The sequence below is a fragment of the Lacipirellula limnantheis genome, assembly GCF_007746075.1.
Classification (GTDB): Bacteria; Planctomycetota; Planctomycetia; order Pirellulales; family Lacipirellulaceae; genus Lacipirellula; species Lacipirellula limnantheis.
The window spans coordinates 3,169,836-3,193,588 of sequence record NZ_CP036339.1; the positions used below are offsets into that span (position 1 = coordinate 3,169,836).

General features: G+C 58.8%; 23 protein-coding genes and 1 pseudogene. 11 read left to right on the forward strand and 13 right to left on the reverse strand.

The genetic code is table 11. The annotated features are described in order from the left end of the window. Positions 1-25 precede the first annotated feature (25 nt). The 3 genes from I41_RS12310 to I41_RS12320 form a co-directional block, all read right to left on the reverse strand. Complete coding sequence (locus tag I41_RS12310; RefSeq protein WP_145432974.1) at positions 26-595, reverse strand: ECF-type sigma factor; 570 nt, start codon at positions 593-595, stop codon at positions 26-28. Positions 596-843: 248 nt separating this feature from the next. Then, positions 844-1,287 (reverse strand): hypothetical protein, encoded by a 444-nt coding sequence (locus tag I41_RS12315; RefSeq protein WP_145432975.1) that lies wholly within the window; start codon positions 1,285-1,287, stop codon positions 844-846. 88 nt (positions 1,288-1,375) lie between these two features. Further along, a complete protein-coding gene (locus tag I41_RS12320; protein ID WP_145432976.1) occupies positions 1,376-1,702 on the reverse strand; it encodes an RrF2 family transcriptional regulator in 327 nt (108 codons plus the stop codon). A gap of 284 nt (positions 1,703-1,986) precedes the next feature. Between I41_RS12320 and I41_RS12325 the strand changes: the two genes are divergently transcribed. Beyond that, positions 1,987-2,388 carry a hypothetical protein gene (locus I41_RS12325; protein WP_145432977.1) on the forward strand — a complete coding sequence of 134 codons (402 nt, stop codon included), beginning with the start codon at positions 1,987-1,989 and terminating at the stop codon, positions 2,386-2,388. 241 nt (positions 2,389-2,629) lie between these two features. On the opposite strand, the gene I41_RS12330 is transcribed toward I41_RS12325, so the two are convergent. Together I41_RS12330 and I41_RS12335 are read right to left on the reverse strand one after the other, a co-directional pair. After that, the gene (locus tag I41_RS12330) at positions 2,630-3,211 is read right to left on the reverse strand and encodes a hypothetical protein (RefSeq protein WP_145432978.1); all 582 of its coding nucleotides are present in this window, start codon (positions 3,209-3,211) and stop codon (positions 2,630-2,632) included. Positions 3,212-3,948: 737 nt separating this feature from the next. Next, positions 3,949-4,152 (reverse strand): hypothetical protein, encoded by a 204-nt coding sequence (locus I41_RS12335; protein ID WP_145432979.1) that lies wholly within the window; start codon positions 4,150-4,152, stop codon positions 3,949-3,951. Positions 4,153-4,413: 261 nt separating this feature from the next. Here I41_RS12335 and I41_RS28260 point away from each other — a divergent pair, with 261 nt between their 5' ends. Continuing rightward, a complete protein-coding gene (locus I41_RS28260; protein WP_261342489.1) occupies positions 4,414-4,548 on the forward strand; it encodes a hypothetical protein in 135 nt (44 codons plus the stop codon). Positions 4,549-4,620: 72 nt separating this feature from the next. On the opposite strand, the gene I41_RS12340 is transcribed toward I41_RS28260, so the two are convergent. Next, a complete protein-coding gene (locus I41_RS12340; protein WP_145432980.1) occupies positions 4,621-4,857 on the reverse strand; it encodes a hypothetical protein in 237 nt (78 codons plus the stop codon). Positions 4,858-5,197: 340 nt separating this feature from the next. Here I41_RS12340 and I41_RS12345 point away from each other — a divergent pair, with 340 nt between their 5' ends. The 6 genes from I41_RS12345 (at position 5,198) to I41_RS12370 (ending at position 14,702) form a co-directional block, all read left to right on the forward strand. Next, the gene (locus I41_RS12345; RefSeq protein ID WP_168206855.1) at positions 5,198-8,371 is read left to right on the forward strand and encodes a sulfatase-like hydrolase/transferase; all 3,174 of its coding nucleotides are present in this window, start codon (positions 5,198-5,200) and stop codon (positions 8,369-8,371) included. Between the two features lie 14 nt (positions 8,372-8,385). Next, positions 8,386-8,619, forward strand: coding sequence for a hypothetical protein (locus I41_RS12350; protein WP_145432982.1), 234 nt, complete (start codon positions 8,386-8,388; stop codon positions 8,617-8,619). 595 nt (positions 8,620-9,214) lie between these two features. Further along, on the forward strand, positions 9,215-9,721 hold the full coding sequence (locus I41_RS12355; RefSeq protein WP_145432983.1) for a PEP-CTERM sorting domain-containing protein: 507 nt from the start codon (positions 9,215-9,217) through the stop codon (positions 9,719-9,721). A gap of 617 nt (positions 9,722-10,338) precedes the next feature. Next, complete coding sequence (locus I41_RS12360) at positions 10,339-12,348, forward strand: glycoside hydrolase family 97 protein (protein ID WP_168206856.1); 2,010 nt, start codon at positions 10,339-10,341, stop codon at positions 12,346-12,348. A 360-nt stretch (positions 12,349-12,708) separates the two neighbouring features. After that, positions 12,709-13,827, forward strand: a complete 1,119-nt coding sequence (locus I41_RS12365) for a Gfo/Idh/MocA family protein (RefSeq protein ID WP_145432985.1) — start codon at positions 12,709-12,711, stop codon at positions 13,825-13,827. Positions 13,828-14,102: 275 nt separating this feature from the next. Further along, positions 14,103-14,702 (forward strand): hypothetical protein, encoded by a 600-nt coding sequence (locus I41_RS12370; protein ID WP_145432986.1) that lies wholly within the window; start codon positions 14,103-14,105, stop codon positions 14,700-14,702. A gap of 7 nt (positions 14,703-14,709) precedes the next feature. Here I41_RS12370 and I41_RS27230 read toward each other — a convergent pair whose 3' ends face one another. From I41_RS27230 to I41_RS12380, 3 genes are all read right to left on the reverse strand, one after another. Next, positions 14,710-14,877, reverse strand: coding sequence for a hypothetical protein (locus I41_RS27230; RefSeq protein WP_168206857.1), 168 nt, complete (start codon positions 14,875-14,877; stop codon positions 14,710-14,712). 1,021 nt (positions 14,878-15,898) lie between these two features. Then, complete coding sequence (locus I41_RS12375; protein WP_145432987.1) at positions 15,899-17,656, reverse strand: leucine-rich repeat domain-containing protein; 1,758 nt, start codon at positions 17,654-17,656, stop codon at positions 15,899-15,901. A 181-nt stretch (positions 17,657-17,837) separates the two neighbouring features. Continuing rightward, on the reverse strand, positions 17,838-18,032 hold the full coding sequence (locus tag I41_RS12380; RefSeq protein WP_145432988.1) for a hypothetical protein: 195 nt from the start codon (positions 18,030-18,032) through the stop codon (positions 17,838-17,840). Between the two features lie 532 nt (positions 18,033-18,564). Here I41_RS12380 and I41_RS28580 point away from each other — a divergent pair. Both I41_RS28580 and I41_RS28025 read left to right on the forward strand, forming a co-directional pair. Then, positions 18,565-19,203: pseudogene (locus tag I41_RS28580) on the forward strand (hypothetical protein); the annotation flags it as partial. Positions 19,204-19,212: 9 nt separating this feature from the next. After that, the gene (locus I41_RS28025) at positions 19,213-19,791 is read left to right on the forward strand and encodes a hypothetical protein (protein WP_246133860.1); all 579 of its coding nucleotides are present in this window, start codon (positions 19,213-19,215) and stop codon (positions 19,789-19,791) included. 493 nt (positions 19,792-20,284) lie between these two features. Here I41_RS28025 and I41_RS27235 read toward each other — a convergent pair whose 3' ends face one another. Further along, positions 20,285-20,650, reverse strand: coding sequence for a hypothetical protein (locus tag I41_RS27235; RefSeq protein WP_168206859.1), 366 nt, complete (start codon positions 20,648-20,650; stop codon positions 20,285-20,287). A gap of 110 nt (positions 20,651-20,760) precedes the next feature. Then, a complete protein-coding gene (locus I41_RS12390) occupies positions 20,761-20,979 on the reverse strand; it encodes a hypothetical protein (protein ID WP_145432990.1) in 219 nt (72 codons plus the stop codon). A gap of 760 nt (positions 20,980-21,739) precedes the next feature. Here I41_RS12390 and I41_RS12395 point away from each other — a divergent pair. Then, entirely contained in the window at positions 21,740-21,898 is a 159-nt protein-coding gene (locus tag I41_RS12395) for a transposase (RefSeq protein ID WP_168206860.1), read from the forward strand. A 303-nt stretch (positions 21,899-22,201) separates the two neighbouring features. On the opposite strand, the gene I41_RS28585 is transcribed toward I41_RS12395, so the two are convergent. Together I41_RS28585 and I41_RS12410 are read right to left on the reverse strand one after the other, a co-directional pair. After that, positions 22,202-22,429, reverse strand: a complete 228-nt coding sequence (locus tag I41_RS28585) for a transposase (protein WP_145432992.1) — start codon at positions 22,427-22,429, stop codon at positions 22,202-22,204. A 321-nt stretch (positions 22,430-22,750) separates the two neighbouring features. Continuing rightward, positions 22,751-23,743, reverse strand: coding sequence for a formylglycine-generating enzyme family protein (locus I41_RS12410; RefSeq protein ID WP_168206861.1), 993 nt, complete (start codon positions 23,741-23,743; stop codon positions 22,751-22,753). Positions 23,744-23,753 lie beyond the last annotated feature (10 nt).

Below are 23,753 nucleotides of genomic sequence, written 5' to 3' on the forward strand. Positions count from 1 at the left end.
AAAAATGCCAAGATTCACGCGCGGACTAGGAATCGTCTTGCCCGAGCAGCTCGGCGTGCAGCCAGGCGCGGGCGTAATTCCAGTGTCGGTAAGCCGTTGCGGCCGAGATCCCGAGAGCGGCGGCGGCCTGCTCGATATTCAATCCCGCGAAATACCGGAGCTTCACCAGCTCAAAAACGGTCGGGTCTTCCCGTTCGAGCTTGTCCAAAGCTTCGTCCATCGCCAGGAGTTGGTCCGGCGACGCCTGGACGGCCAAGTCGACGGCATCAATGTCGAAGCGGCGGCGAGCTCCCTGGCGCTTCTGCCTGCCCTTCGCGCGGGCACCGTCGATGAGAATCCGGCGCATCGCCTCGGCAGCCGCAGCGAAGAAGTGCGCGCGGCTGTCCCAGGACTCGGCGGGCCGACGGGTTCCGACCAGCCGCAAATAGGCTTCATGGACCAGGGCGGTCGCCTGCAACGTCTGCCCCGGCTTTTCATTGGCGAGTTTCGCCGTTGCCAGTTTTCGAAGCTCCGCGTACACCAGCGGAAGCAGCTGCGCAGCCGCCAACGGATCGCCCGATTCGATTCGAGATAAGATTTGCGTGACGTCGGTCATGACGCCGATTGTACCACCCTCGTGGCAGGTCCGCGGTGGTCCCCGTCGATGGGGCAGGCCCTGACCAGGCCGCAGCGTTAAAAAAACGAAACTACGAAATCGGGGCTGCCACTCCGGCCGGAATCCACGTTATCCTGGCAGCTCCCCGCGAACGAGCGCGGCTGCGACGGCCGACAGGATCGATGACATTCAAATGCGCGCTTAATTCGGTGAATGTCGACGTCGCCCCGATGAGGTGGCCGGTTAGCTCACAGCATCACCGTTATCCCGAACAGCCCAGCCACAACCGACATGGCGATGAGCGCCGAGCGGAGCGTGAACCGGCCGGAGAAGTGGTACATGAAGGCGGCCAGAAGTCCGAACACGAGGATGACGTACCAGAGGGGGAAGAAAACGTTGTTTCGACCTCTGCCAAAGATGCCGTGCCCTCGTTGAGAAGAGTAAAAGTAGCCTGGCTGCCCGTGTAGGTGTTGCGACGAGAGTCCCAACGTCGAGCCAAGTCCCGTGGTTGACGACGGTGAAACCTCGATGAAAGCGAAGCCTTGCTGCACCATGCCGTCAATGCGACCGACAAGCGGCAGCGTCAAGAAAACCTTGTGACGATGGTCGATTGAAGTCAGCATCAGCAGTATGCAGAGCGAGCACACTGCGACGCAGAGGATCACGAGGGCATTACGGATGACGGTGCTCACGGCCGGCAGTATAGCGGATATTTGCCCGGTTTAGCGCATTGCTGACGGCAACCGGTCGCAGAATGTCCAACTAGAAACTCTACTTGCGCTAGGCAAGTCCGCTCCGTCCCTTCCCGCCCTTTAATCTATCGAGCGTCAACGCCCCGAGCCGCTTCCGCACGTCCTCGCCAATGCCAGCGATAGCGGCTTTGATCATTTGTTGCCCGCTGGCGGATAGGCCGTCTAGCGGCTCCACATTGAACATCGGCAGTTCGTCGACCGCTTCGACAATCGCCAAAAGCGAAACCTGATGGAGCGGCTTAGCCAACCGGTAGCCGCCGTCAACGCCGCGAACGCTGTCGACGACGCCAACGCGAGCGAGCTTGGTGAGAATCCGCATCACGTACTTTTCGGGCACGTCGATTCGCCGGCACATTTGATGACGGCAAAGGTGCCTGGCCGGCTCTGTCGCAGCGCGTGCCCTCGCTCAAGAAAACATCGCCGCACTCAGATTAATCTTGACTCAACAAGCGATTTATGCATCGCCAGCACCATTTAATATTGCGGGAAATTTATCACTCCCCAAATTCCTCGCGGCCGCCGTCAAAACGGACTTGACTGTGCCTCGCCCGGCGGCGTTAGGCTGAAAGGGTAACGCGTGCGCGGCGTCGGGCCGCCGCTCGCCTCGGCGCCTTCGGCATGGATTGGGGGAGACGCATCATGAACGATAAATGGCAAGCACGCTCGGCGACGCGACCGCCGGACTGGCGCTATCAGCTGGCCAGCGCCGACGCCCGGAAGTGGCGCGTGCGGCTGCGCGCCGATGCGGACGTCGAAACGCGCCGGCTGACGAAATGCCTGACCCTCCTGGCTGACGCACCCGACTTGAGTCGGACGTCGGTGGAGGCGAGCCCCGATTGCCGGCCCTACGTCGAAATCCTTGCTTGGCGTGAAAATCGTAATTTGGCGGCCCGCATTGAGGCGATCGCGCTCGCTCGACTGCCGTTTGTGTATGCGGCTAAAGAGCTCAAGATCGACCGCGAAAACGTCCGCCGCTACTGCTTCGCGTTCTTTGACTATTGGGATCGGCTCGATAAGAGAGACTACATTATCCAGTATTGAATCGCTCCGGAGATGCGCCTCGGCGCTCGATGGCCTTTACGGCGTGTCAGCAAGGGCGCCGGCGCGTGGCGCCCGCCGGCCGAAGTCATCCGCCGAGAGGCGGCGATGTTGGAACTGGACCGCATCGCCGAAATGATCGCCGTCCAATGTCCGTCCGGACTTAATGCACACAAAAAAAGCCCGCCCTAACAATATGCTAGAGCGAGCTTTTTAGATCAGAAGCATCTCACGGAAGGATGCGCTAAGTTACTTTCCACCACTTCTTGGCGCCGAACGCACCAGCCAAAGCGAGCATTCCCCAAACGGCGATGGTGGCGGGTTCGGGAACCGCACCGTCGACAGGGTTGTACGCTGAGAGGTGAGATATCTCATATTTTTTAGAATCAGGATCAAATTGAGGTACAATAACGTTCCCAGTAATCCCATCGGGAAAATACCAAACGAGAGCACCATAATTCTTGCCATCATACTTGGCGTAAAGGTACTGAAACGCTCCCGCTAGACTTATATTGAAAACATTTTCTCCGCCCCTGAAATCGTCAGCATCATCCGCTTCATCGAACGGACCGGGTAAAAAGCTGGAAACACGGTCGTAATCATCTTCTAAGGGATCACCGGAATTAGCCGGCAAAGTGATTAGCTCATTAATAAAGCTTACTTCCGTCGGTGCATTCGAAGGACTTGTCTTTAGATTAACCCTCCCCAAATAATGGATGTCTCCAAAACTCAAGGTCCCTCCGTTTTGCAACGATCCCAGCGCCTGGGTCGCAAGGCCTAGCACGAAGAAAAGCCCCAGCAGGTACCTTGCAAGATGTTTGTTCATAAAATGGAGTCCTTAAATAGGTATACCTAGTAGTCCGCCTGGGCCTCGATCTGGATACTAGCGTTTGCTATCTCTTCAACGCTCATCTACAGCGCGAGCGCCAAAAACGCATGGGAACCAGGGACATGGTTTTCCAACGGAGCAGTGGATTAACTACTGAGATTGGGGTCTGACCTCGGGGACACAGTTGGAACTTGTTGCGCGATGCAGCGCGTGTCGAAGAAAAGAACAACATTGCAATGGCTATTCTATCGAGCCGAGGAAGTCGGCGACAGAATGTTTTGTCCCCAATGGCTTTGTTTCTGCGGGCTTTACCGATATTTTGCCGGACATTGTTTTAGGATTGTAAGTCCAAGGCTTTGTGGGATTAGTCGTAACGTGTTACAGCATAAAGGGATGTGGAAAAAGAACGTCTCGGCAATGGACTCTAGGGAGCCGAGGTCAAATCGCCTTATTGCTTGTGCACGTTTCCTATTCCTTGCCGGTCGTCGTGACTCGAAGCGGTCCGAACGAGCCAGTACTGGGGTGTTTAAAGGTAGTAGAACCCGCCGGTGTCAACGTTCGCTCATAACGGATCGTCCTTATGCTTGGTGAACGCATCGGACGGCAAAGCGTAGAGGTTTCTAGGAAGTTGATCACTGTGTGCCGAGCCCGGTCTACGCTGCTGATTCTCTGACGTGGAGCGCCTGCGCTGATTGCTCCCGAGCCGCTGAAGCGAACACTCGCTTCCGGCCCCGCTAGACGCAGCCATGACGGTGACGATACACGAAGTCCTCGGTCAGCTTTTCCTCGAGGTCTTGGCGAAGGTCCAAGAGAATTTCTTCCAGTTCAGCGACACCGACGTCGCTCGCCGCTGCTTTGCCGGCGGCGAGGTCGTCGAGTTGCCGATTGACTTCGGTCCAGCGGAGTTCCAGTTCACGCCGGTATCGAAAGCTCGTCATGTTGGAACTCTCCACAGAAAAGAACGCGCCGCTGCGATCGAGCCGTCGACTCCGATTTTACTTCAGCAGCCATGAGAGAATCTGCTGAAACGCTTGCGATCGTGCTCGCTTTTGGGAGCGGCGAGCACCTGAGGCTTGAAGGCGGTCACGATTCCTCAATATGCGCGCCCCGCAGTTTGCCTCGATTGCCCAGGATCAATTGTTTGACGGGTGGAGGTTGCCAAAACGCCGCGTGACCGTGCACCGTTGGGTGCCGCTTCGATGGCAACGAAAGCGATCTCGGCCAACTACGCCGGGGCCACGCTGGCCGAGGCGGCCGACCTCATACCACCGAACGCCGCCGGCGAGAGCGTCGCCCTGTGCATTGCCGGCTGGAAGGAGCGTTTTTCTGCATGACTTCACGAATCAGTGCAGACCCGCTCCCCGATGACTCCGGTTCTCTACGCGTGGATCGACTATCGCGTGACGTCACGCGGCCAAGCTACCGGTGGCGTAGTCCGAAGGATAGACATTGCCCGTTCCGTCCGAAGATACGCCGTAGACCATGTCGACAGGCGCAGTTCCGAACTGTCGCCGGCAGTGGAGAACTCCTGCGGCCTTGAACCGCGTGACGAACGCATCGTCGCCGCGAGCGCTAGGGCCGTCTAAGCTGCCCGTTGTGTAGCCCGCCAGATAAACGTTTCCCAGACCATGAGCGGGGAGCATGCCCCTCAACCAGCGGCGGCGGGGTGGCCAACGGCAGGACGATGAACGGCACATGACGAATCCCTTGTCGAAATTTTCGAAAGAATTTCCGTCCGTTCTGACCGGCGCGTGCGCCCAACAAGAGTAGGTAGCTCACGTTCCAAAATCATTGCAGCAACGACGCCGAAACGGATATGCTTGAAGCGGGGAACTTTGCGCACTTTCGGTGCATCGAACCGGCTCTCTCTTCTCTCTTCTCCGACGGGCATGTTCGACGTGCCCCGAGACCCTGATGCTGATTTCATCTGGCGGTGGAGATCCCGTTGGGACAGCCATGACCTGGTTGGAGAAGCCGTGTCGTTTGAGCTTGTCTCTCCGCGCCTTACGCGCGCTCTGCTTTCTCGCCGCGGCAGCTTCGTCTCTGGTAGGCGCTCGCGCCCAATCTGTTCCTCCGCCGAACTTCCTGTTCGTCATCGTCGATGATATGTCCTGGGCCGGCAGTTCGGTGCAGATGGATCCGAACATCCCCGACTCGAAAAGCGATTACTACCAGACGCCCAGACTGGAACAACTCGCCGGGCAGGGGATGACGTTCTCGCAGGCGTACGGGGCGGGGCCAATGTGCTCGCCGTCGCGGGTCTCGATCATGACCGGCAAAAGTCCCGCGCAATTGCAAACGACAGACGTTCGGCAAGGGGCGTTCGTCACCGACCCGCAGTTCACCAATTTCTACAACGGCTACCCGCTGACGCCGCCTCAGCCCCGATACACGTTCCCGGGCGAGACGACAATCATGGAGGCGCTCAAGTCGTACAACTCCTCCTACCGCGGGGGCTTCATCGGCAAGTACGACTGGCAGCCCAACGGGCCGTACGAGGGCTGGGACTACTTTAAGGATCACTGCTGCCAGACCGCGACGACGTCGGACCCCTCGCAGTTGGTCTCGATGACGAACGAAACGATCCAGTTCATGGAAACGCAGGTGGCGGCGAACAGGCCATTTTTCGCTTATGTCGGCCTCGAAGCGACGAAGTTGCCGCAGCAACTGCAGACGGCCGCGTTCGCCTCGACCGTGCAGGAGTTTGCGAACCTGCCGCGCGGCACGAAGCACAATGACCCGTACTACGCCGCGATGACCAAGGACATGGACACGTCGGTCGGTCAGCTGCTCGATCGTTTGGACACCCTGGGAATCGCCGACAACACCTACGTCATCTTCACGTCGGACCAAGGGGCGTCGTGGGACTTAGGCAATTCACAGACCAATGCACCCCTCTATGGCGGCAAGGGTTCGCTGTGGGAAGGCGGCCTTCGGGTGCCTCTTTTTGTGCGCGGTCCCAGCGTTGCTGCGGGCACGTACAGCGACGTACCGGTCGTGCTGACCGATTTGTTCCCGACCTTCCTCGACCTCGCCGGCAGCAATCAACCGCCGGCGGCCAACATCGAGGGCGCGAGCCTGGAACCCATCTTGAAGAACGGCGGCGAACTTCCCGTCGGGCAAGCCAGCTTGCAGCGGGGCTTCGCGCCGAATGGCGAGTTGTTTTTCCACTACCCCCACTACACGGGACGCTACCTGCCGAATGGCCAGGGGGGCTACTACCTCCAGCCGATCGCTCCAGGCAACGACCCTCGACCCGCCTCAGCCGTGCGGGACGGCGACTACAAGTTAGTCCGGCTGTACGGCGAGAACGGGGCCCCCGATACCTTGCTGCTGTTCAACGTCGCGGCCAACGTGACGGAGAGCAGCAGCGCAAGTTCGCCGCTCAACCTGGCCGCTCAGTTTCCGGAGAAGGTCGCTCAATTGAACGCGAAGCTCGACGCGTGGCTGAACAACGTCGACGCCTCGTTGCCGTTCGACGTGCGCGACAACTTCGAGATGGTCTGGAACGCCGCCACGCCAGGAAACGTTACCAATGGATGGCGATCGGTCAACGACGTCGACTACTACGATCGTGAAGTGTGGATGCCCTACGGGACGATGACGATCACCATTCCGTACAGTGGAGTCACTGCGATCAACGGTACGCCTGGCGCGAGCCCGACGCGAGTGACGGCTGCGCCATTCCAGCCTGGCCTCCCGAAGAACGCGATGAGCTTCGACGGCAACGACGGCCTGACGCAGCGCTTCTTCCAGGTCTCCGACTCCAAGCTTCCCAACTACCTCGACGGCGATCACTCCGCGACGTTCGAAACGTGGGTGAAGTTCGATTCACTGACGTCGCAGCAATTGATCTTCGAAGCTGGCTCCTCGAATCAAGGCCTCTCGCTCACCGTCGGCGACGCGGACGGCGATTCGATGGCCGACGAAGTCCGCTTCCGCGTTCTGGGCAAAGCCGGCAATCAGCTCACCGTGACGGCTCCGATGAACAGCTTTGCCGATCCGACGCAGGACTACGTCCAGCTGACCACGGTGGTGAACGACGGCGCCGCCGGGCGGTACATCGAGCTTTACGTCAACGGCGCGCTGATGGCCCGGGCTGATGGCGCTGCCGGCTTCGCGTCGCTCGATTGGGACAGTTACTTCCGCGCTTCCATGGGCCGCCTCAGCGCCCCCGAAATTCTGTACTCCGATACGCTGGGCGCTGCGGGCGGCGCTGGCCCGCTTCCTTTCTCAGACGGCAACCTGACCGGCGACGTCGCGAGCTTCAAGTTCCTCAACAAGGCGCTCACCAGCGACGAAATCCGCACCCGCTACAACGCCGTCCTCAACCCCGTCTCCTGGGGGCTCGATCAGCTCACGGGGCAATCCGCCGTTCCGATTTATCGGCCGACGAATCTCACGCTCGGCGCCGCTGAATCGAGCAAGCTGCTCGTGATGCAAGAGCGGAACGACGTCCTGCAGGCGGCCATCTCGGTCGACGCCCTGGTCACCGCGGGGTCGCAGCCGATTGACCCCTCTCCTGGCGAACTCCCGCAACTAGCCGCCGGGACGGCCTTCACCAGCTACCTGTTGCACTACGATCCGCTCGGTTCCAGTGGAGCGATGCAATTCGTCACCGCCTCCGTCACGTTCGATCAGAACATCATCGCTCTGTTGTTCGGCGGCCAGCAATTGGCCCTGACCGACACATCCTTGGGAGCCATCGGCAACTACGGCCTGACGGCTCCGCGCGGCGTCACTTGGAGCAATGGCGACTACGTGTCCATCGGAGCCAATCAGCGGACGCTCAAATTCAGTCTGTCTACGCTGGGAAGCGATCTATTGCAGTTCCGCGTGATCACCGATCTGGCGACGACGCCAGGGCCCTTCATCGACCCGTCCCCCTCCGCCGACGCTGATTTCAACGAAGATGGGGTGATCGATGCCGGGGATTTGCTCGTTTGGAAGTCCGCCTTCGGCATGGGCTCCGGAGCCGACGCTGATGGCGACGGCGATTCCGACGGAGCCGACTATCTCGCGTGGCAGCAGTCGGCACAGCTGGGTAACGTCGCCACTAGCGCTGCGAGCGTGCCGGAACCCGCGGCCGGCGTGCTTATCATGGCGGTTGGGCTTGGCTGGCTGAGTTGCCGCCGCAACGCTCGACGGACGGCCTGAGCAAACCCTCGAATATGCGCCACGCGACCGGCATTGACGACGCCCTCCGAGCATCTGGCCGCGTCAAGAATCTGCAGAGCTTCCGTGGATCACCGAGAATTCCGTCGCTGCTGCTCGGGACTGTCGCGGTCTTGGAGTTGAGCGACATGGCCCTTGCCGCCGCGGCCCCTAATATTGTCCTCATCATCGTCGACGATATGGACTGGAACGGCACGTCTGACCAGTCGGGAAAACGGCACGTTCTGTAGCTGCTTGCGGCACCCTTGGCGAGAGTCGGCTAGCGCGTCGGCGCCCGCTTCAGTGAGTCCCAGCGTTTCATCGAGTTCCCGGTCGGCCAGTGGTCCGGCCAGTCGGGTAGCCCCGACGGGAAAGAGAAGGCCCACCCCCGTCCCTTGGACGTTGAGGCGGGTGTACTCGGGTGGACGCGATGACGCACTCCAACGACCGCATGGGAACGTCGAAGGCGTCCCGCGCCCTTCTACGTCGAACAGTCGCGCTTCTGCTCAACAGCGGCGACGTAGCGGCGAATCGCCGGCCCCGCGTACCTTTACGACCGCCAAACCAGCCTGCCGACGTGTGGCCAGCACTGGGGCGATTACGCATGGCGCGCTGAGCATAAGCGCCCCAAAAGCTCGACGCAGAGCAATCCAGAGAGGCCGGCTACCTAGAAATACTGCCTGCGAGCGTCCGCGGGCCGGGACATATTCTTCCCCAAGCGGGGGGGTGTGCAGCCAATTGGATCGAAGCCTAAGTACACTAAGGAGTCGCCTGGGCATGGATCGGTTCCCTGCTCACTCGCAAACTGCGCGTTCCGCTCAACTTCGTGCTTTCAGGAGGGTCCTAATGAACCACACACTCTTCCGCTTCTCTCTCGTCGCTTTGCTGGCGACGCTCGTCGCGCAGGCCGCGCAGGCGAGCATTCCGCCCATGTCGGAAACCTATCCAATTGATGTGACGATCGCACAGAACCAACCGCTTGAGATCGTGCGCCCGAACTTCTTCGACCTGGATCATCCGAAGCTGCTGAAACTGTCGGGCGTTCTGGCTGGCCCGCAACCAGGTTCACTCGCGGTCTTTTTTGACTGGATCGACCCCGCTGGGGGCAAACAAACCTCTCCCGTTCAGGAATTCCCCTTTACGCCCGGCGGCACGAATCTCGTGGATCTCGAGTACACGATCCCGTATTGCCCCGCGGAAGTCAGCGTCGACTTTCGACTCGCCAACGCAGACGTCGTGCGGTTTGTCGGCGAGTTTACCCACATCTGCCTGGTTCCTGAACCGACGACGATCTTGACGGCGGGAATCGCAGGGCTCGCGCTCGTCGTCGCCGCACGGCGACAAAGCCGCTAGCACGCTCCCCTCGCGCAACCACGACCTTCTCTCCGTCCGCAGGCACGCGAGGCGGAGAGAAGGTCGCTTGGGCTTTTCTGGAGCCCTGTCAATCTTCTCGGCCCCTCGCTCCGACGATCAGCCGCTAATGATTGGATTCCCGCAGGCTCACCTGCAGCATGGTCAAAATCAAAGCGTTTGACGCCCCGTCATCGGCCGCGACGGCGTCATTGGAGCTTAACGCGCTTACGGCGAAGGGGGCGACGCAACGCGTTCGTGCCCGGCGTTAGGCAATGGACCCAGAATCCACAGAGCGATGGTTCAATGCCTTTACCTTCGCCAGGCCTCCAAAATCGGGGATCGGCACTTGACCTGCTTCGGAGTTGTTCCGATGAGGTGCGATGGCGCCGGCCCGGCGCGTGATCCTAGAACTGACGATTGGCCGTCGCTCATCCCGCTGCATTAGCCGCCACCAAAATCGGGATGAGCAGTCGCGAGAAAGGGCTCGGTGGAATGAGAACTGTGGTAGCATTGCGCTTGGACCATGAGACGTGTGACGCCTTCGCTGCACTTAGAAAACTTGGTGGGCACGCATGAAGTTCCTCACGCCCTCATTCGGTCGCCGGTTGAGAGCCGCCATGACGTCGATCGGTGTAATGCTGCTGGCGTGGTTGACGCTAACAACGCCATCTTCCAGTCGCGCTGAAAGTGTACCGGCGGCAATCCGTTCGCCTGATGGTCGCAATGCCATCGATTTGCGAACGGCCAGCGACGGTGCGGATCAGGTTCGGTATACGATCAAGCGAGACGGCCGCACGCTGATTGGTCCGTCGCCGCTGGGCCCGGTGCTGTCTGTCGGCGGGCAGTTGGGCGAGAACTCCCCAATCATCGACGTGCAGCTCGGCAACGTCGACGAAAGCTTCATGCTTCACTGGGGCAAGACGACCACGGTGACGAACCGCTGCTCGTTCGCCTTAGTCACGTTGTCGACCGACGACTCAGATCTCCAATGGCAAGTCGAGCTTCGCGCCTACGACGACGGCCTCGCCTTTCGCTACCGACTGTTGCCGCAGGAACGACTGCGGGAGTGCGACATCCGAGATGAAGCGACGCAGTTTGACTTCGTGGGCGAGCCGCAGGCGTTTTTCAATACGCTGGACAGCTTTACAACCTCCCACGAGTCGCTCTATGAACACAAGCCGCTTGCTGAGATTCCCGCAAACAAACTGCTGGAGATGCCGCTGCTACTGACGTGGCCCGGCGGCACGGCGGCGGCGATCACCGAAGCTCGCGTCCGCCATTTCGCCGGCATGTATTTGCAGCGTCCCGTCGATCAGCCGGCAAGGCTTGGTTGTCGGTTGTCGCCCCTTCCGTCGCGTCCCGAGATGAGCGTCGTGGGCCAAGCGCCGTACGAGAGCCCCTGGCGCGTCGTCCTGTTGGCCGACCGCGCGGGCAAACTCCTCGAAAGCAATCTACTCCTGTGCCTGAACGACCCGCCGCCGCCCGCACTTGGCGATTTCTCCTGGCTCCGACCTGGCAAAACGAGCTTTCATTGGTGGTACGGCGCGTTCGAGGATGACTACCAGCCGGCTGCTGCGCGCCATGCCTTCTTGGAACGGCACAAGCAGTACATCGACTTCTGCGCTGCGAACAACATTGCCTACCATGCCGTCTCCGGCGACGGCCGTGCGTGGTACCCGCAGTCATCCGCAAGCTACGCGACGCCGTCGCCGGACGCCGATGTCCGGAGGGCCCGCCCTGAACTGGAGCTTCCTAAGATCATCGACTACGCCCGCGAACGTGGCGTCGGCATCCGACTCTGGGTCCATTGGAAGCCGCTCAGCGAGCATTTGGAGGAAGCGTTCGCGCTGTACCAAACATGGGGCGTCCAGGGACTGATGGTCGATTTCCTCGACCGGGACGACCAGGAGATGAACGAGTTCACGGAAAGGATGTTGGAGAGCGCCGCCCGCCACCATCTGCACATCCAGATCCATGGCTCACCCAAGTATAGCGGTGAACAGCGCACGTTCCCCAACCTGCTCAACCGCGAGGGCGTGATGAATCTTGAGTACGTCAAGTGGAGCGACGGGGTGACGCCAGACCACAACGTCAACGTAGCCTACACGCGCGCCCTGGCCGGCCCTGTGGACTACCACCTCGGCGGCTTCCGCTCCGTTTCTCGAGCCGAGTTTACGCCCCGCGACCGCGCCCCGGTAGTGATGGGCACCCGTTGTCACAATCTGGCGCTCTACGTCGTGTACGAGAACCCAATGCCGATGGTCGCCGACGACCCGAGCGCTTACGAGGGACAACCAGGTTTCGATTTCCTCGCCGAGGTTCCGACCACCTGGGATGAAACCCGGTTCCTAATTGGCGAGCCGGGCGAGTACGTCGTCATGGCCCGCCGCCAGGGCAATGCGTGGTACTTGGGCGGGATCACGAATTGGACCCCTCGGGAGATAGACGTGCCGCTGGAGTTTCTCTCAGCAGGCGAGTTTGAGGCCACGCTCTACGCCGACGGCTCACTCGATGAATCGCTGCCAAATTCCTTGAGCAAGCAACAGCGAGTCGTTACCGCGGCAACGCCGTTGCATATCGCGCTGGCCCCCGGCGGCGGCTTCGTCGCTGTCATACGCGCCCAATAAGTCGCTCTGGATTCGATGAAATCCTCACGTAATTCTTGCGCATTCATGCGTTCGTTGTACTTGAGGACTGCACGAACCCGATGCACGTAGACTACGACCATCTCGACGGAGCTTGCCAAGGCCCGCTCCCGATACGGGCTGTTGCAGGATCGCCTACTGCAGATTTCGCTCCGTTGCCTGGGAGCCAATTAGTCGCTGTCGGCGGTGACGTGGCGGTCGGCGGCCCGAGATGTCAATAACAAAGGCTAGTTCACATATTGCGCCGGCTAACAAATTGGTCGACTCCGTCTCCGATGATTTCAGTTCAGGTATTCTCATCGGGGGTGTTGACCAGGAGTGCCAGAGGACGGAGGAGTCACGATGCACAAGAGATTCAAGTACGGCGTGTATGGCCTTGGCCGCATCGGAAAGGTTCATGGAGCCATTGTGCAGGAACAAGGGCATCAGATCGTCGCCTTAGGAGACGATGAACAGGCGGCGGTGGCGGCGGCCAAAGAGGAACTGAAGGCCGGCGATGTGAAGACGTTCAACGATCCTGCACATATGGCGCAGGAGATGGTCGGCGTGATCGATGCCGTCATTATCGCCTCCCACACCAAGAACCACGCCAACGATGCCCTCCCGTTTGTCCAATCGCGGATCCCGATTTATCTCGAAAAGCCTCTGACGGATGATTTGCAAGAAGGCTTCGCTTTTGTAGAGGCGATTGGGCAGGATCCGCACCAGATTCAAATCGGTCTGCAGCGTCGCTACGATCCGGCGCTATTGCATACAAAGAAGCTAATCAAAGCCGGTATAGTTGGCGAAATCAGGGAAATCCGATGCGTCCTTCGCGACCAATTCCCGCCTCCGTCAACCTATAGTAGCCGAGGACTGATTATCGACATGGGCATTCACGTCGCCGACGAGGCGATCGTGCTGCTGGATGAATTCCCGAACGAGGTCTGGGCTAGCGTGTATCACACTCGGGCGTACGACAGCCCGATTGACGAAGGCGGCGACACCGCTTTTGTCACCTTTACGACGCCGTCGCAGGTATTGGGGCGCCTGGACCTTAGTCGCACGCACGCCTCGGGCTATAACAATGAGACCTATATCATTGGCTCCGAAGGCACGATCCACACGGGGCGCTTTGCTGGATACCCTGGCCCCATCCACGTAGAAGCCTGGCGGCCTGACGGCACTCTGCATCCAGACTCCAAGATCTTCGAGATGGCATACCCGAAGGGAAAATATCCGGAGTTTCTGCCTCGATTTGACCACGCCTACCGCCTCGCCCATCAACAGTTCCGTGCCAAGATTGAAAGTGGGACTGCTTTTGCCGTCACGCAAAATGAAGTGCTGGACGCTCAGGTCTTCGTCGAGGCGGCGCACCGCTCTGCCGAGCACGGAGGCGTGCACTACCGGTTGCAGCGAGTTGGCAACCTACGGGAATATCGCGAGGCGTGCATTGCCAATGGGCTAATCGACAGTGATTGAGGATCAGCGGCAAGAGCCGTTCGATTGCCGAAGCGATCCCAAAGGCAATGTACTCCCCTACGTGTCACTCGTCGCGTAGAAGAGTTCTCGGCTCGTCGAAGGCTTGCCATCAACCAGTTGAGTTGCTGGCCCGCCGTGTTGTGAACGGCGCCCGAATAGTGCAGCGCCCCGGCAGCTCGTATCATCACGCGCCGTTGCCCGCAGACTCGCGGCCGGTGGGAAGGCTTGCTCTGCCCAAGGGAGACACAGCGATTGACCAGGAAGAGGCGGTCGCCGTGATGGTCGAAAAGGCGGCAAGTATCAGCACCTTTGAAGGGAAAGTGCGGTTGCGCTGGTATGTTAAACTCCAAACTCCGGAGGCCAGGATCATGCTTCGCTGTCTTAGACTCACCGCTGCGTTCACATGCATCATGCTATGCAGCGTCTTCATCGTCTTTTGGATGCGGAGCTATAAAGTGCAGGACGGCGTGACTGTCTGGTATGCGACGGGTAAAACCGTTGCCTTCGGTCGAAATGAGCAACGGCCGCTGATCAGTAGAGTGATAGTGGGTTCCACTAACGGAACTGCTGCCGTGCGGTGGGCCGCTGAGCATGTCTTTTCAGGTACTCCCGAACGTGTGCGGGTTGAGTTTCTGAGAGATGGAGGATATGACAGCCAGTGGGCTTTCAAAAAGAGGTCCGGTTTCGCGTTCAGTGAGAACAACGAACGAGCAGTCCAGGTCGCAGCGCCGTACTGGTTTGTCACTTTAGTGACGGGTACAGCGGGCACGCTGCTGTGGATGAACCGACCTTATCGCTTCACATTACGGGGATCTCTAGCCGTAACGACTTTGATTGCACTTGTACTCGGCGCGTCGGTAGTTTTCAGCAGATAGGAATTAGTTAGCCGCAGAGGTACATGGTGAGGTTCGGTGCAGCCCGCGGCGGCGTCGCCGCTCTGAGGCTCCGCCGCCGCTTCACGCTCCGCTCGGCGATCGTCGGCATGGCCGTCGTGGCTGGGCTGCTGGGGATGGCGGTGATTTTTAGGAAGCACCCGCGGCGGTAGGGCATGTCGGATTCTCATTCGATAATTGGTTCGTTGTAGAAACAAAAATCAGCGAGCGCCGCCTCTGGGAAGTAGCTCATGACTCGAGCGTACTCTGCTTTTGGCAAGTTGCTATTCATGGCTATCTGCGTGAAGCCACGTTCCCCAAATAGGGCGAGAAGTCCCGGCGCCGGCGTGGCCGGCGCCGCACGGGCTTCAAAGGCTGCTACGGTCTGTGTCCGAAAAAACTCTCGCCGTTGAACAATCCAATGGACGTGGTAGGCCAAAAAAATGGCAGCCGCCGCGATCGAAACGAGCAGAGCTCGAATCGAGAATCGCAGTCGCAGGTGACGAAACAGCTTCATTCGCGACAGTGTTCCAAAGTTCGACCGCACAGAATCGCCCATGACGCGCTGCGAGGGGCGGACCTATCCGAAAATCCTTCGCGTGGTTAGCCGACGGGAGTTCGAACTGCACTGCAAATCTTCGAAAGAATCGATAGCTGACCGGATTGGCGGAGCAGAATCCGGCGCTCTAGTTGTATTTGGATCGGTTGCCGCCCCCCGCTTTGGAAGAAATCTTCCGTGCATGGCACACCTTACCAGAACCTATTACAATCGGTGCCCTCGCGCTAAGTAGCGCAGCCTGGTGTTGGAAGTAAACGGCTTATTATCGCTCCCGATATTCTGAAAGTCGATGAGCGAGTCCCCCTCAACCCGTGGAGTTCCGCGAGGCGTTGAAGGGAGGCCGGCGGAACAAGTACTGGCGCTTATTTCACGCGAGTCTGCCGATCTGGGCCGATGAGCGACGCGATAACGACGTCAACCGCCCCTTGCCCTCGAAAAGCGAGAATACCTCCGATGTCGCCATCCCGGATGCTTTTTTGATCTGACCGCTCGCAGGCTCTCGGCGTCATCCCAGGTCCAGTGGATTGCACTTAACAGGCTGACCGGACGCAAGAACTTTATATCCGCCTCTAAACGACACCCAGTCGCCTGGCGGAACTAGTCACGACCCACGGCTCACAATAAAAGTACAGCTGACCTTCTACTCGCCTAGTTGGTAGATGCGCGCCGTGCAATTCGGCATTGCATCCCGAAGGCGCTTCAAACCCTCTTCACTGGCTTGCGGCGCGTTCAGAGAGAGTTTCTTGAGCGACGGTAGTTGGGCTAGGTGCAAGAACCCCTCGTCTGCTGGGCCGAAAGCCGAAAGATGGAGTTCCTGGAGTCGAGGGGCTCCCCCGCTTAGTCGCCGTAGCGATTCGTTCGTGAGCAGAGTCTTAGGGGTATTGGTTAGCCATAAAGATTCCACCTTGGGCATCTTGCCAATGGCCTCCAACAGGTCCGGCGTGTATTGAAGCTCGTGAAGCTCGAGAGAGGTGACTCCCTTTAACTCGCTTAGAGCATCAGCTAATACCTCTGGCGGGACGTTCGAATACTTAATTCGCAAGTCGAACAGTTGGGGTAGATCTCGTAGCTGCGCGAGCGTTTCGCGGTTCGCATGGTCGTGGGAGAGGGAAATATAAATGACATGTCCCGACCGAATAATGTAGTCGTGGAAGAAATTAGTCGATGACGCGTCGCTGATCCGCGTGATGGCGTTCTGCTCAGATAGCGGCAGCTGCGAAAAGGCCGTTTGAAGCTTAGCCCAAGGTTCAATTCCTTCCGGCGTCAACGGCAACACCCGCCGCGTCTGGCCTGCTTCGCGAATGATGAGTCGATGCGGACCTGCCGCCGCGGGGGAAACTACAAGGAATACCTCGCCTAGTTCCGAAGGAGCGGCAAACGCTAGTCTGAACAGTCGGCGTCCTTGATTTAGCGGGTCGGCTAGTTCAACCGGCTCCATCGTCAGCGGCTTGTGGGGAAACGCCATGGCCGTCGCATAATGCATGATGCTACACTTCCGCCATTCAACCCCGGTGTGGTTTTCATTATGCATCAGCGTCCCATTGCCGCCCAGCTGACCCTTTAGGAAGACTCGTGGATTTTGCGGACTATACATCACAATGTCGTCGCGTAGCTTTTGCTGCGAAACTTCAATCTTTTGAGAAGCTCGGTCATTTCGAAGCAGCGCAATTTCGCTTAATGAGATCGATCCGGCGATGCCAGGCTCTGAACGTCGCATTTTCCCAATGAGCAATTGACCCGACTGTGGGTCGTCATGCTTCAACAGCAACAGAGCTTTCTGAGGCGATTGCAGTTTGGGGGATGAGATTTCAAATAATGAAATCTCATGGTTCTCGCTGCTGTGGCGAATCAATGCGACGGTAATTGCACGGGGAGGTCGCACTTCGGTCAATTCAACGTCCCCGAATTCATTAAACGTTAGCGGGCTGGAGTTGAGCGAGAGTTGGGCGCTGCCATCTTCTCCAGCTCGCGCCTCTCCTTTGATCTTGAAGGAGGTGATCTTCTCTCCGCTCGGATCTCCGGGGAACGTCATGGGAGTTGCCAACGGGTAGCTGCGAAGCTCGATTTTCTCGATGCCCTCGCCCCCAGGCGGTGGGTTCGATTCCTGCTCCATCGCTTGCGTTAGTGCATGCTCGGCGCCAATGAACAAGAACGCTGCGGCAATCGTTGTTGCGAGCGTTCTGCGACCACGACTTATGGACTTCCAGATCCTTGCCTTCATCCGATCCTCCAAGGTCGAGTGATACGAGCTCGAGTTAGGTGGCTGCCTTCCGGCAGCCACCTCCAGCTCGCCTGAATACATTTGCTGCTCAAATCGCACGCAAAAAGCATTCTTCACCTCAGGATAACTCCGATGCAGAACGGAGCAATCGCACTGTAAGCGTTTCGGGAAATGCACTTCGCGAGTCGACGCGAACATCTGTACAGATATGCCAACCAGCTTTCAGCAGTGCCACAAAACGGTGGTATTTTGGGAGTGCCGCAATACGGATGAGTGCTTGAGAGTGAGCGTACAAGCACCTGGCACGCAAACCGTCGGGGGTGAGCGGTCGAAGATTGTTCAAACTAAAAGGCGCCCTTCAAATGAGGAGGCTGAAGAAGGCCAGCAATGAGGCCCCGACGACGATCACGACGCGCGATACTGCATGTCGGGGGCTTAAATTGTAAGCAATCATCGCGGATGCAAGAATCGAGGCGGCGACGATGAACTCGATCAAGAGGACGCGAGCGGCCGCGTGTTGTCGGGTTCGCACGACCAAGAAGGCGGCCAACACGGCAATTCCCCCGAGTACGCCTCTCCAGAAGTTCCGGTCGCACAGCTGGAGAAGGGCGAAATGATTGCGGTTAGGTCGTGGTCCGAAGCAACGCAGCTTTAGCGTCCACGGCGACCATTCACTCGCGCTGCTCGAGGGACTCTTTAGACGAGACGTCGCTGTTCCTCTATCACCATCAGTTCGGGTTCTTCTCCTTCTTCCGGCAGGCTAGGTCCGACCCCAGCCAGCCACTTCGCGAGCCACCGCCGAGAATTGTTCGACGGGTGGCCTGCAGTCCAGTGCGCAGTCCTTGGGGTGCTGGAACCGCACTGAGATCGTCGCACAAGCGATATGATACGAACCGGCGAATGGATTCGTACCAGCAACCTTCGGCTTCGGAGAACGCCTTGGCCGGACAAGAAGTCGGCTCATTTCTGAGAAGTGGAGGATGTGGTAACATTCACAAACCGGAATTTTCCGTGTTGCGCTCGTTGAGTAACGTGATCGCTGAGTTATGACTGCCGGCGCAAGAATCCCCCCGAGGAAGCACGTCATGCAACTCGCAGAAGGCAGATTGACAGCATTTGGGGTTTTGTGCCTGATAGTCGCCGCAAATAGCAGCACGGTCGCAGCCACCGTTGAGTATCTATCGCCTCCAGGGCAGCCATTTCTTCCGTTATCATTGTCTCCGGATGGATCGAGTGCTCACTTGATCCTTAACGACGGCAGCTCTGACGACTACTTTTGGTCGGAAGGGCATGGACTAAAAGCGATCCCAATTCCCACTGACCCAAGATACGCGTCAATCGGAGTTAGAGATGTCTCGGCTGATGGTAGCAGTTTCGTTGGGCGGGCCCGAAGCGGATCTACCTTTGTTGCTTTGCGTTGGACCACAGGCGGTGAAATCAGCGAACTCGCAGGGCTGCGCGGAGGTAAAACGGACTCGATTTTGCCCCGAGCCATCTCTGCTAATGGGGCTGTCATCGTGGGCGATAGTGACTACACCAACAATGACCGTGAAGCAGTGACGTGGTCGAATAGCGACGGCTCACTGACGCGATTGGGACATCTAGGCATTTCGCCTCTATACCGCGAGATTAGCGGTCCGCGTGCGGTATCTAGCGACGGATCAGTGATCGTTGGTTACAGCAGTCGGTCGGACGGATGGACAAGAGCGTTCCGTTGGTCTAGTGGCAAAGGCATGGCCGAAATGCCGCCGTCAGAACTTACCACGCACTTTAGCGATGCAAGCGGAGTGTCGCCAAATGGGCGTTATGCAGTGGGATATGGGTCAACGCTCCAAAACGTGCCCCAGGCGGTCATTTGGGATATGACGGCGGAAACTGTATTGGGCCTTGGAATGTTGCCATCGTCGTCATTTTCGGTGCCGTCTCATTTAGTCGCCTATCCAGAGGGATCACGCGCCTTCGCTGCATCCGACGATGGTCAAATTGCTGTCGGAGTTTCCGCGGTCTTTGCGCGCATCAACTCGTTTGGAGATGGGAAATCCTACGAGAGGACGTTCATATGGACGCCGTCATCGGGCATTAAAACTCCGATGGAGTTTTTGGTCGACTACCTTGGACTCAACCTTCATGGTGCAACGATATCTGAAGTATACGATCTCTCTGCCGACGGCAAAACGTTGCTCGCTAGCGGCCTCAACGCTGGAGGAATGGCGACGGCTATGCTAGTTCACCTGCCCATTCCGGAACCATCAAGCATTGCTTTGGCCTGCTTCGGATTGGTCCCCCTCGCCGCCATCCGTCGCCGCAGGTAAGCACGTCCCCTGCTCGCGACGGGGTGTGGTACGCAATTGCGTACATTCTCGGCCGCAAAACGAACAATCGTGTATTGCATACTGTGTTGCGCATACTGACTTGCGAACTAGCTGTGAATTGACCTATGTGCGTGCTGCATTTGCTCCCGTGGGCCGGCGCGGAGGTTAGCTTACGCATCGGCCGGCGTCGAGGCGTCCCCGCCTCCGGCCCCGCCACATCGGCGTCGCGGACAGAGGCACAACGAGCCGACGATGAATCTGCAACTGCGACCGAGGTTCTCCCTGCAACACCGGCTTGTCGCGACCAGCCGACTGTTCGAAGAGCTGCTCGATCTCACTCACGCGAATTCAACGGGGACAGCAGCTTCTGGTCCTGAGCGTCGTTGACCTGCGAGAAAAGTTTGCAGGCAGCCGCCGAGAAAGTCCGCCGATTGATCAGTGTGCGCGAATGGGCGCAAACCTTCGTCGAGGGCGGTCGAAGGTGTAATTGGACTCAAGCGAGCATTTCAGACGCGGCGCATTTCTGTGCAAGCCAAGGACGCATTGCCCGCACGGTCGGCGTGATGGCTCGCCCAGTTCTCCCGACGTAGTGCGCCCTTACGTGGATCGTTCCGTCGTCAGTAATTCGTCGACAGTCGACACGGTACTGGTGCAATTCGATGGCTGCTCCGAATGGCGCGGCGATCGGCAAGTCCGCAGGGTAAAAAATGTCAAAGCTGGACCCCGCTCGTCCGTGCCGGGTTGAGCGGAACACGTACCGCGGCAGATTTAGCCAGGCGTCGACCGCCGGCGGCTCATCCCGGTCAGCGATCACGGTTCGGTCGAGCGGTCCGCCGTCGAATGCGAGTTGGAAGCTCATGGTCGTTTTGAAATCAATTTCGACAGGCTATGTTGCGGAGCTGACCGGCTCGGTGCCGCCTTGTCCCTCACTCTCCTCGGCGATTCACGGGAATGACTTCCCGCACGAGATTACCACTCGCTACCGTCTAGTTCCAGAATCGCGTCATCCAGCCTGCTCAACTTCGAGCGAAACTGCAGCAGTTCCTTCGCTAATTCCACAACTCTCGCCTGCTCCACAATCTTGTTCTGAGCTTCAGCGAGCTGCCGCCGTAAGCATTGGACTTCAGACCGCAATTGCTCGTCGTTTGATCGATGGTCTGGATTCATCACGCTCAAAGAGATAGGCATTGCCGCTCCAAGTTCGGGGATCTCGCGGTGGTCCAATCGAGATGGCAGCCACTCTGCATTTCGCATGCCCTTTCATCGTTGACTGCCTGATGACAAATCAGAGGCTCGGGGCCAAGCTACCACGGCACTCTGCGCACAATCACGCTGCCCTCGTCAACTTGTGGCGTGAACTCATTCCAGTTGCCGTCCAAATCTAGCGACATTCGCCTCTCTGTTTTGGGACAGGTGTACTCGAGACGATATTGCGTCACTGACGTCAATTCCTCTGGAAGATAAAACTCGTGCTGGCTGTGGCATGCCTTGCAGAAATGCTCAATTGTCGCTGCCATTGCGAACTCCTCCCGGCTTTCGTCCATGTGGGTACGCAGGGGCTAATCTACCAAGCGCCAGAGCGCTGGAGGGGATCTAGTGCACAGACGCGGCGGTCCATCCGCGACCAAATGCGTCACGTTCGCTGTCCAACGTGGCCGTGATTCATCCACCATCCGCCATCACATGTGCTAGCAAGTGATGGTCGGCAAATAGCCTGTCTCGGCCTCGATTGAAGGCATGGGATTCTGAATCGCACCAGCCTTGCACGTCCGACGTCACCCCACAAATAGGGCATTCCCAGCGGACTTGATAGCATCCGTCGCATTCGGTGACAGAGAGTCTGTAGGCGATGCCGTCTTGTTCGTAAGTGGCAGATTCCAATTCCTGGCCCCAGGGTGTACCGGATTGGCAGCATCAATTGTGCCATCCCTTCAAGTGGAAGATCGCTTTGGAACTTTGCGATCGGGCCGCGGCCCGCGGCGTGACGTCCGACTGGCTGACGTTCGACGACGGCCATGGCGGAAAACCGCTGTGTTTGCAGGGCTTGGACGGTCGAAAGCAACGCTTCATCGCCGAGGTCCCGACGACGTTTTCGTTTTGGACATGAGCGGCCGCGCGTGACGGAGCGACCCTTTCGCCGCGGCGGTCGCGACCGGCGCCGCAAGGTTCCGCGGCTGGTCGCCGCAGCGAGCGCTCCGCAGTGCGTGCAACACGTCGCCTAGAACTGGTCCGAGTTGCGCGACCGAGCGTGGACCCGGTACTACGTGAAGGACGGCGTTAAGGGGGCGCTCGTGTGGGAGGCGAAGCACGCCTGCATCGTCATGAAGAACGACGACGGCTTGCCGGGGATCGATCTCCACCTGCTCGTCGCCCACAATGCAGAGCGTCATGAACGCGCTGCCACGTGCCGTCAATCCGCCACTGCCGAAACACGCCGTACACCGTACTGGCATTTCGGAAACTTCTTGGGCAACATCCGCCATTGGCAACCCGTCCGCACGACGTACAAGATCCCGTTGACGATCAGTCGCCTGTGAATCGGCCGACGCCCGAAACGCTTGCGGGGAGGCAGCAACTGCCGGATCAACTGCCATTGGCGATTCGTCACGTCGCTGGGATGCTCGAACTCCGTTTTCATGCGACGGCTCCTGCCTTCGGCTGGCGCCAAAGGCGGGGGCCGTAGCTGTTTTCAGTCAATCACGCAATTTCAAAACACGTTCTAAGACAATGGAGTCTGGAGACGAGCAAGAGTCCTGCGTAGTCCGGCAAATCAACGTGAACGGCGAGTACCAACCTGGGCAAATGGAGGCGATCATCAGTGAATGGCTGGAGTCAGTCGATCCTTGAAACCAGTCTATGACCCAACAGACCGACGGCGACTGCCTGCATGTTGGCGGCGCCCCTCGTCACCTTGTTCCTGAGGCCAAGTTACAGTTTCGAAATCGCGTGGCAGGCCGTCTCAAACTATAAAGGGCAAAAGGGAGTGAGGATCACGGGTTCGCATTCGTCTCCGCTGCATGAGTCCTACCATACCGAACACCTGTAACAGTCCCGCACTTGGCTCAGGGATGCTGGCGACGCGGAACCCAAGGAAGACGAACTCGCTCGACAGGTCGGAACTGCCGCCGCGGCGCAACGAAAGCAAGAGGTCGGAGACTCCGTCCCAGTTGCCGCCGCGAACGCCGTGACCAGACGAACTAGTGTTGTTCACTAGATCGAACTCCGTCTCCTCCCATTCCTCCACATTGCCGCCCTGGCCCATCGTGCCGTAAGGGCTCAAGCCACCAGCGAGCGTGATGTCCGCAGGGCCTTGGGCGAAATCCTGACGGTACACCGCTGTGCCTGAAGCTGTGCCGTTGGCCACTGTCGCGGGGGCGCTGTTGCTTCCTGTTGGGTAGTCGTAATAGACGCCACCGCTCGGATCGAAGTAGGCCGCTTTGTACCACTCGTCGACGCTGGGCAGAAAGTAGTGCGCCTGGCTGTTGCGGAACAGGTTGTTGGGGTTGTAACCCGGGTCGCCTGATTGCCACAGTTCAAAAGTGCTGCCATTGAACTTGTAAGCCGGCGAAGCGCCTTTCTGGTCATTGAGCCAGTTGACGAATATCGCCGCCTCGAACCAGGTGACGCCGCTGGCCGGCATGTCATCTCGCGGCCCCCCGTTGACGAAGCTTATCGAATCCATCGTGATCCCCAGGCCCCCTTCAGCGTTGGCCTTGGCGATCATCTCGCGGCTGATCTCGTACTTCCCCATGCGATAGGCGTATTCGACCTTGCCGACCGGGTTAGGGCTGCCCGTAGCGTCGTCCGGGTTGTTGAGATTGCCGATCGGGACGAACTCAATGCTAAAAGCGTTCACGCCAATGCCGAAGGAGTCGGCCTGCGCGGCGGGGGCCCCCATGAGGAAAGCACAGAGCGTCAGCGTCAAGAGAATGAATGGTACTGAGGATTTCATCAGTCTCTCC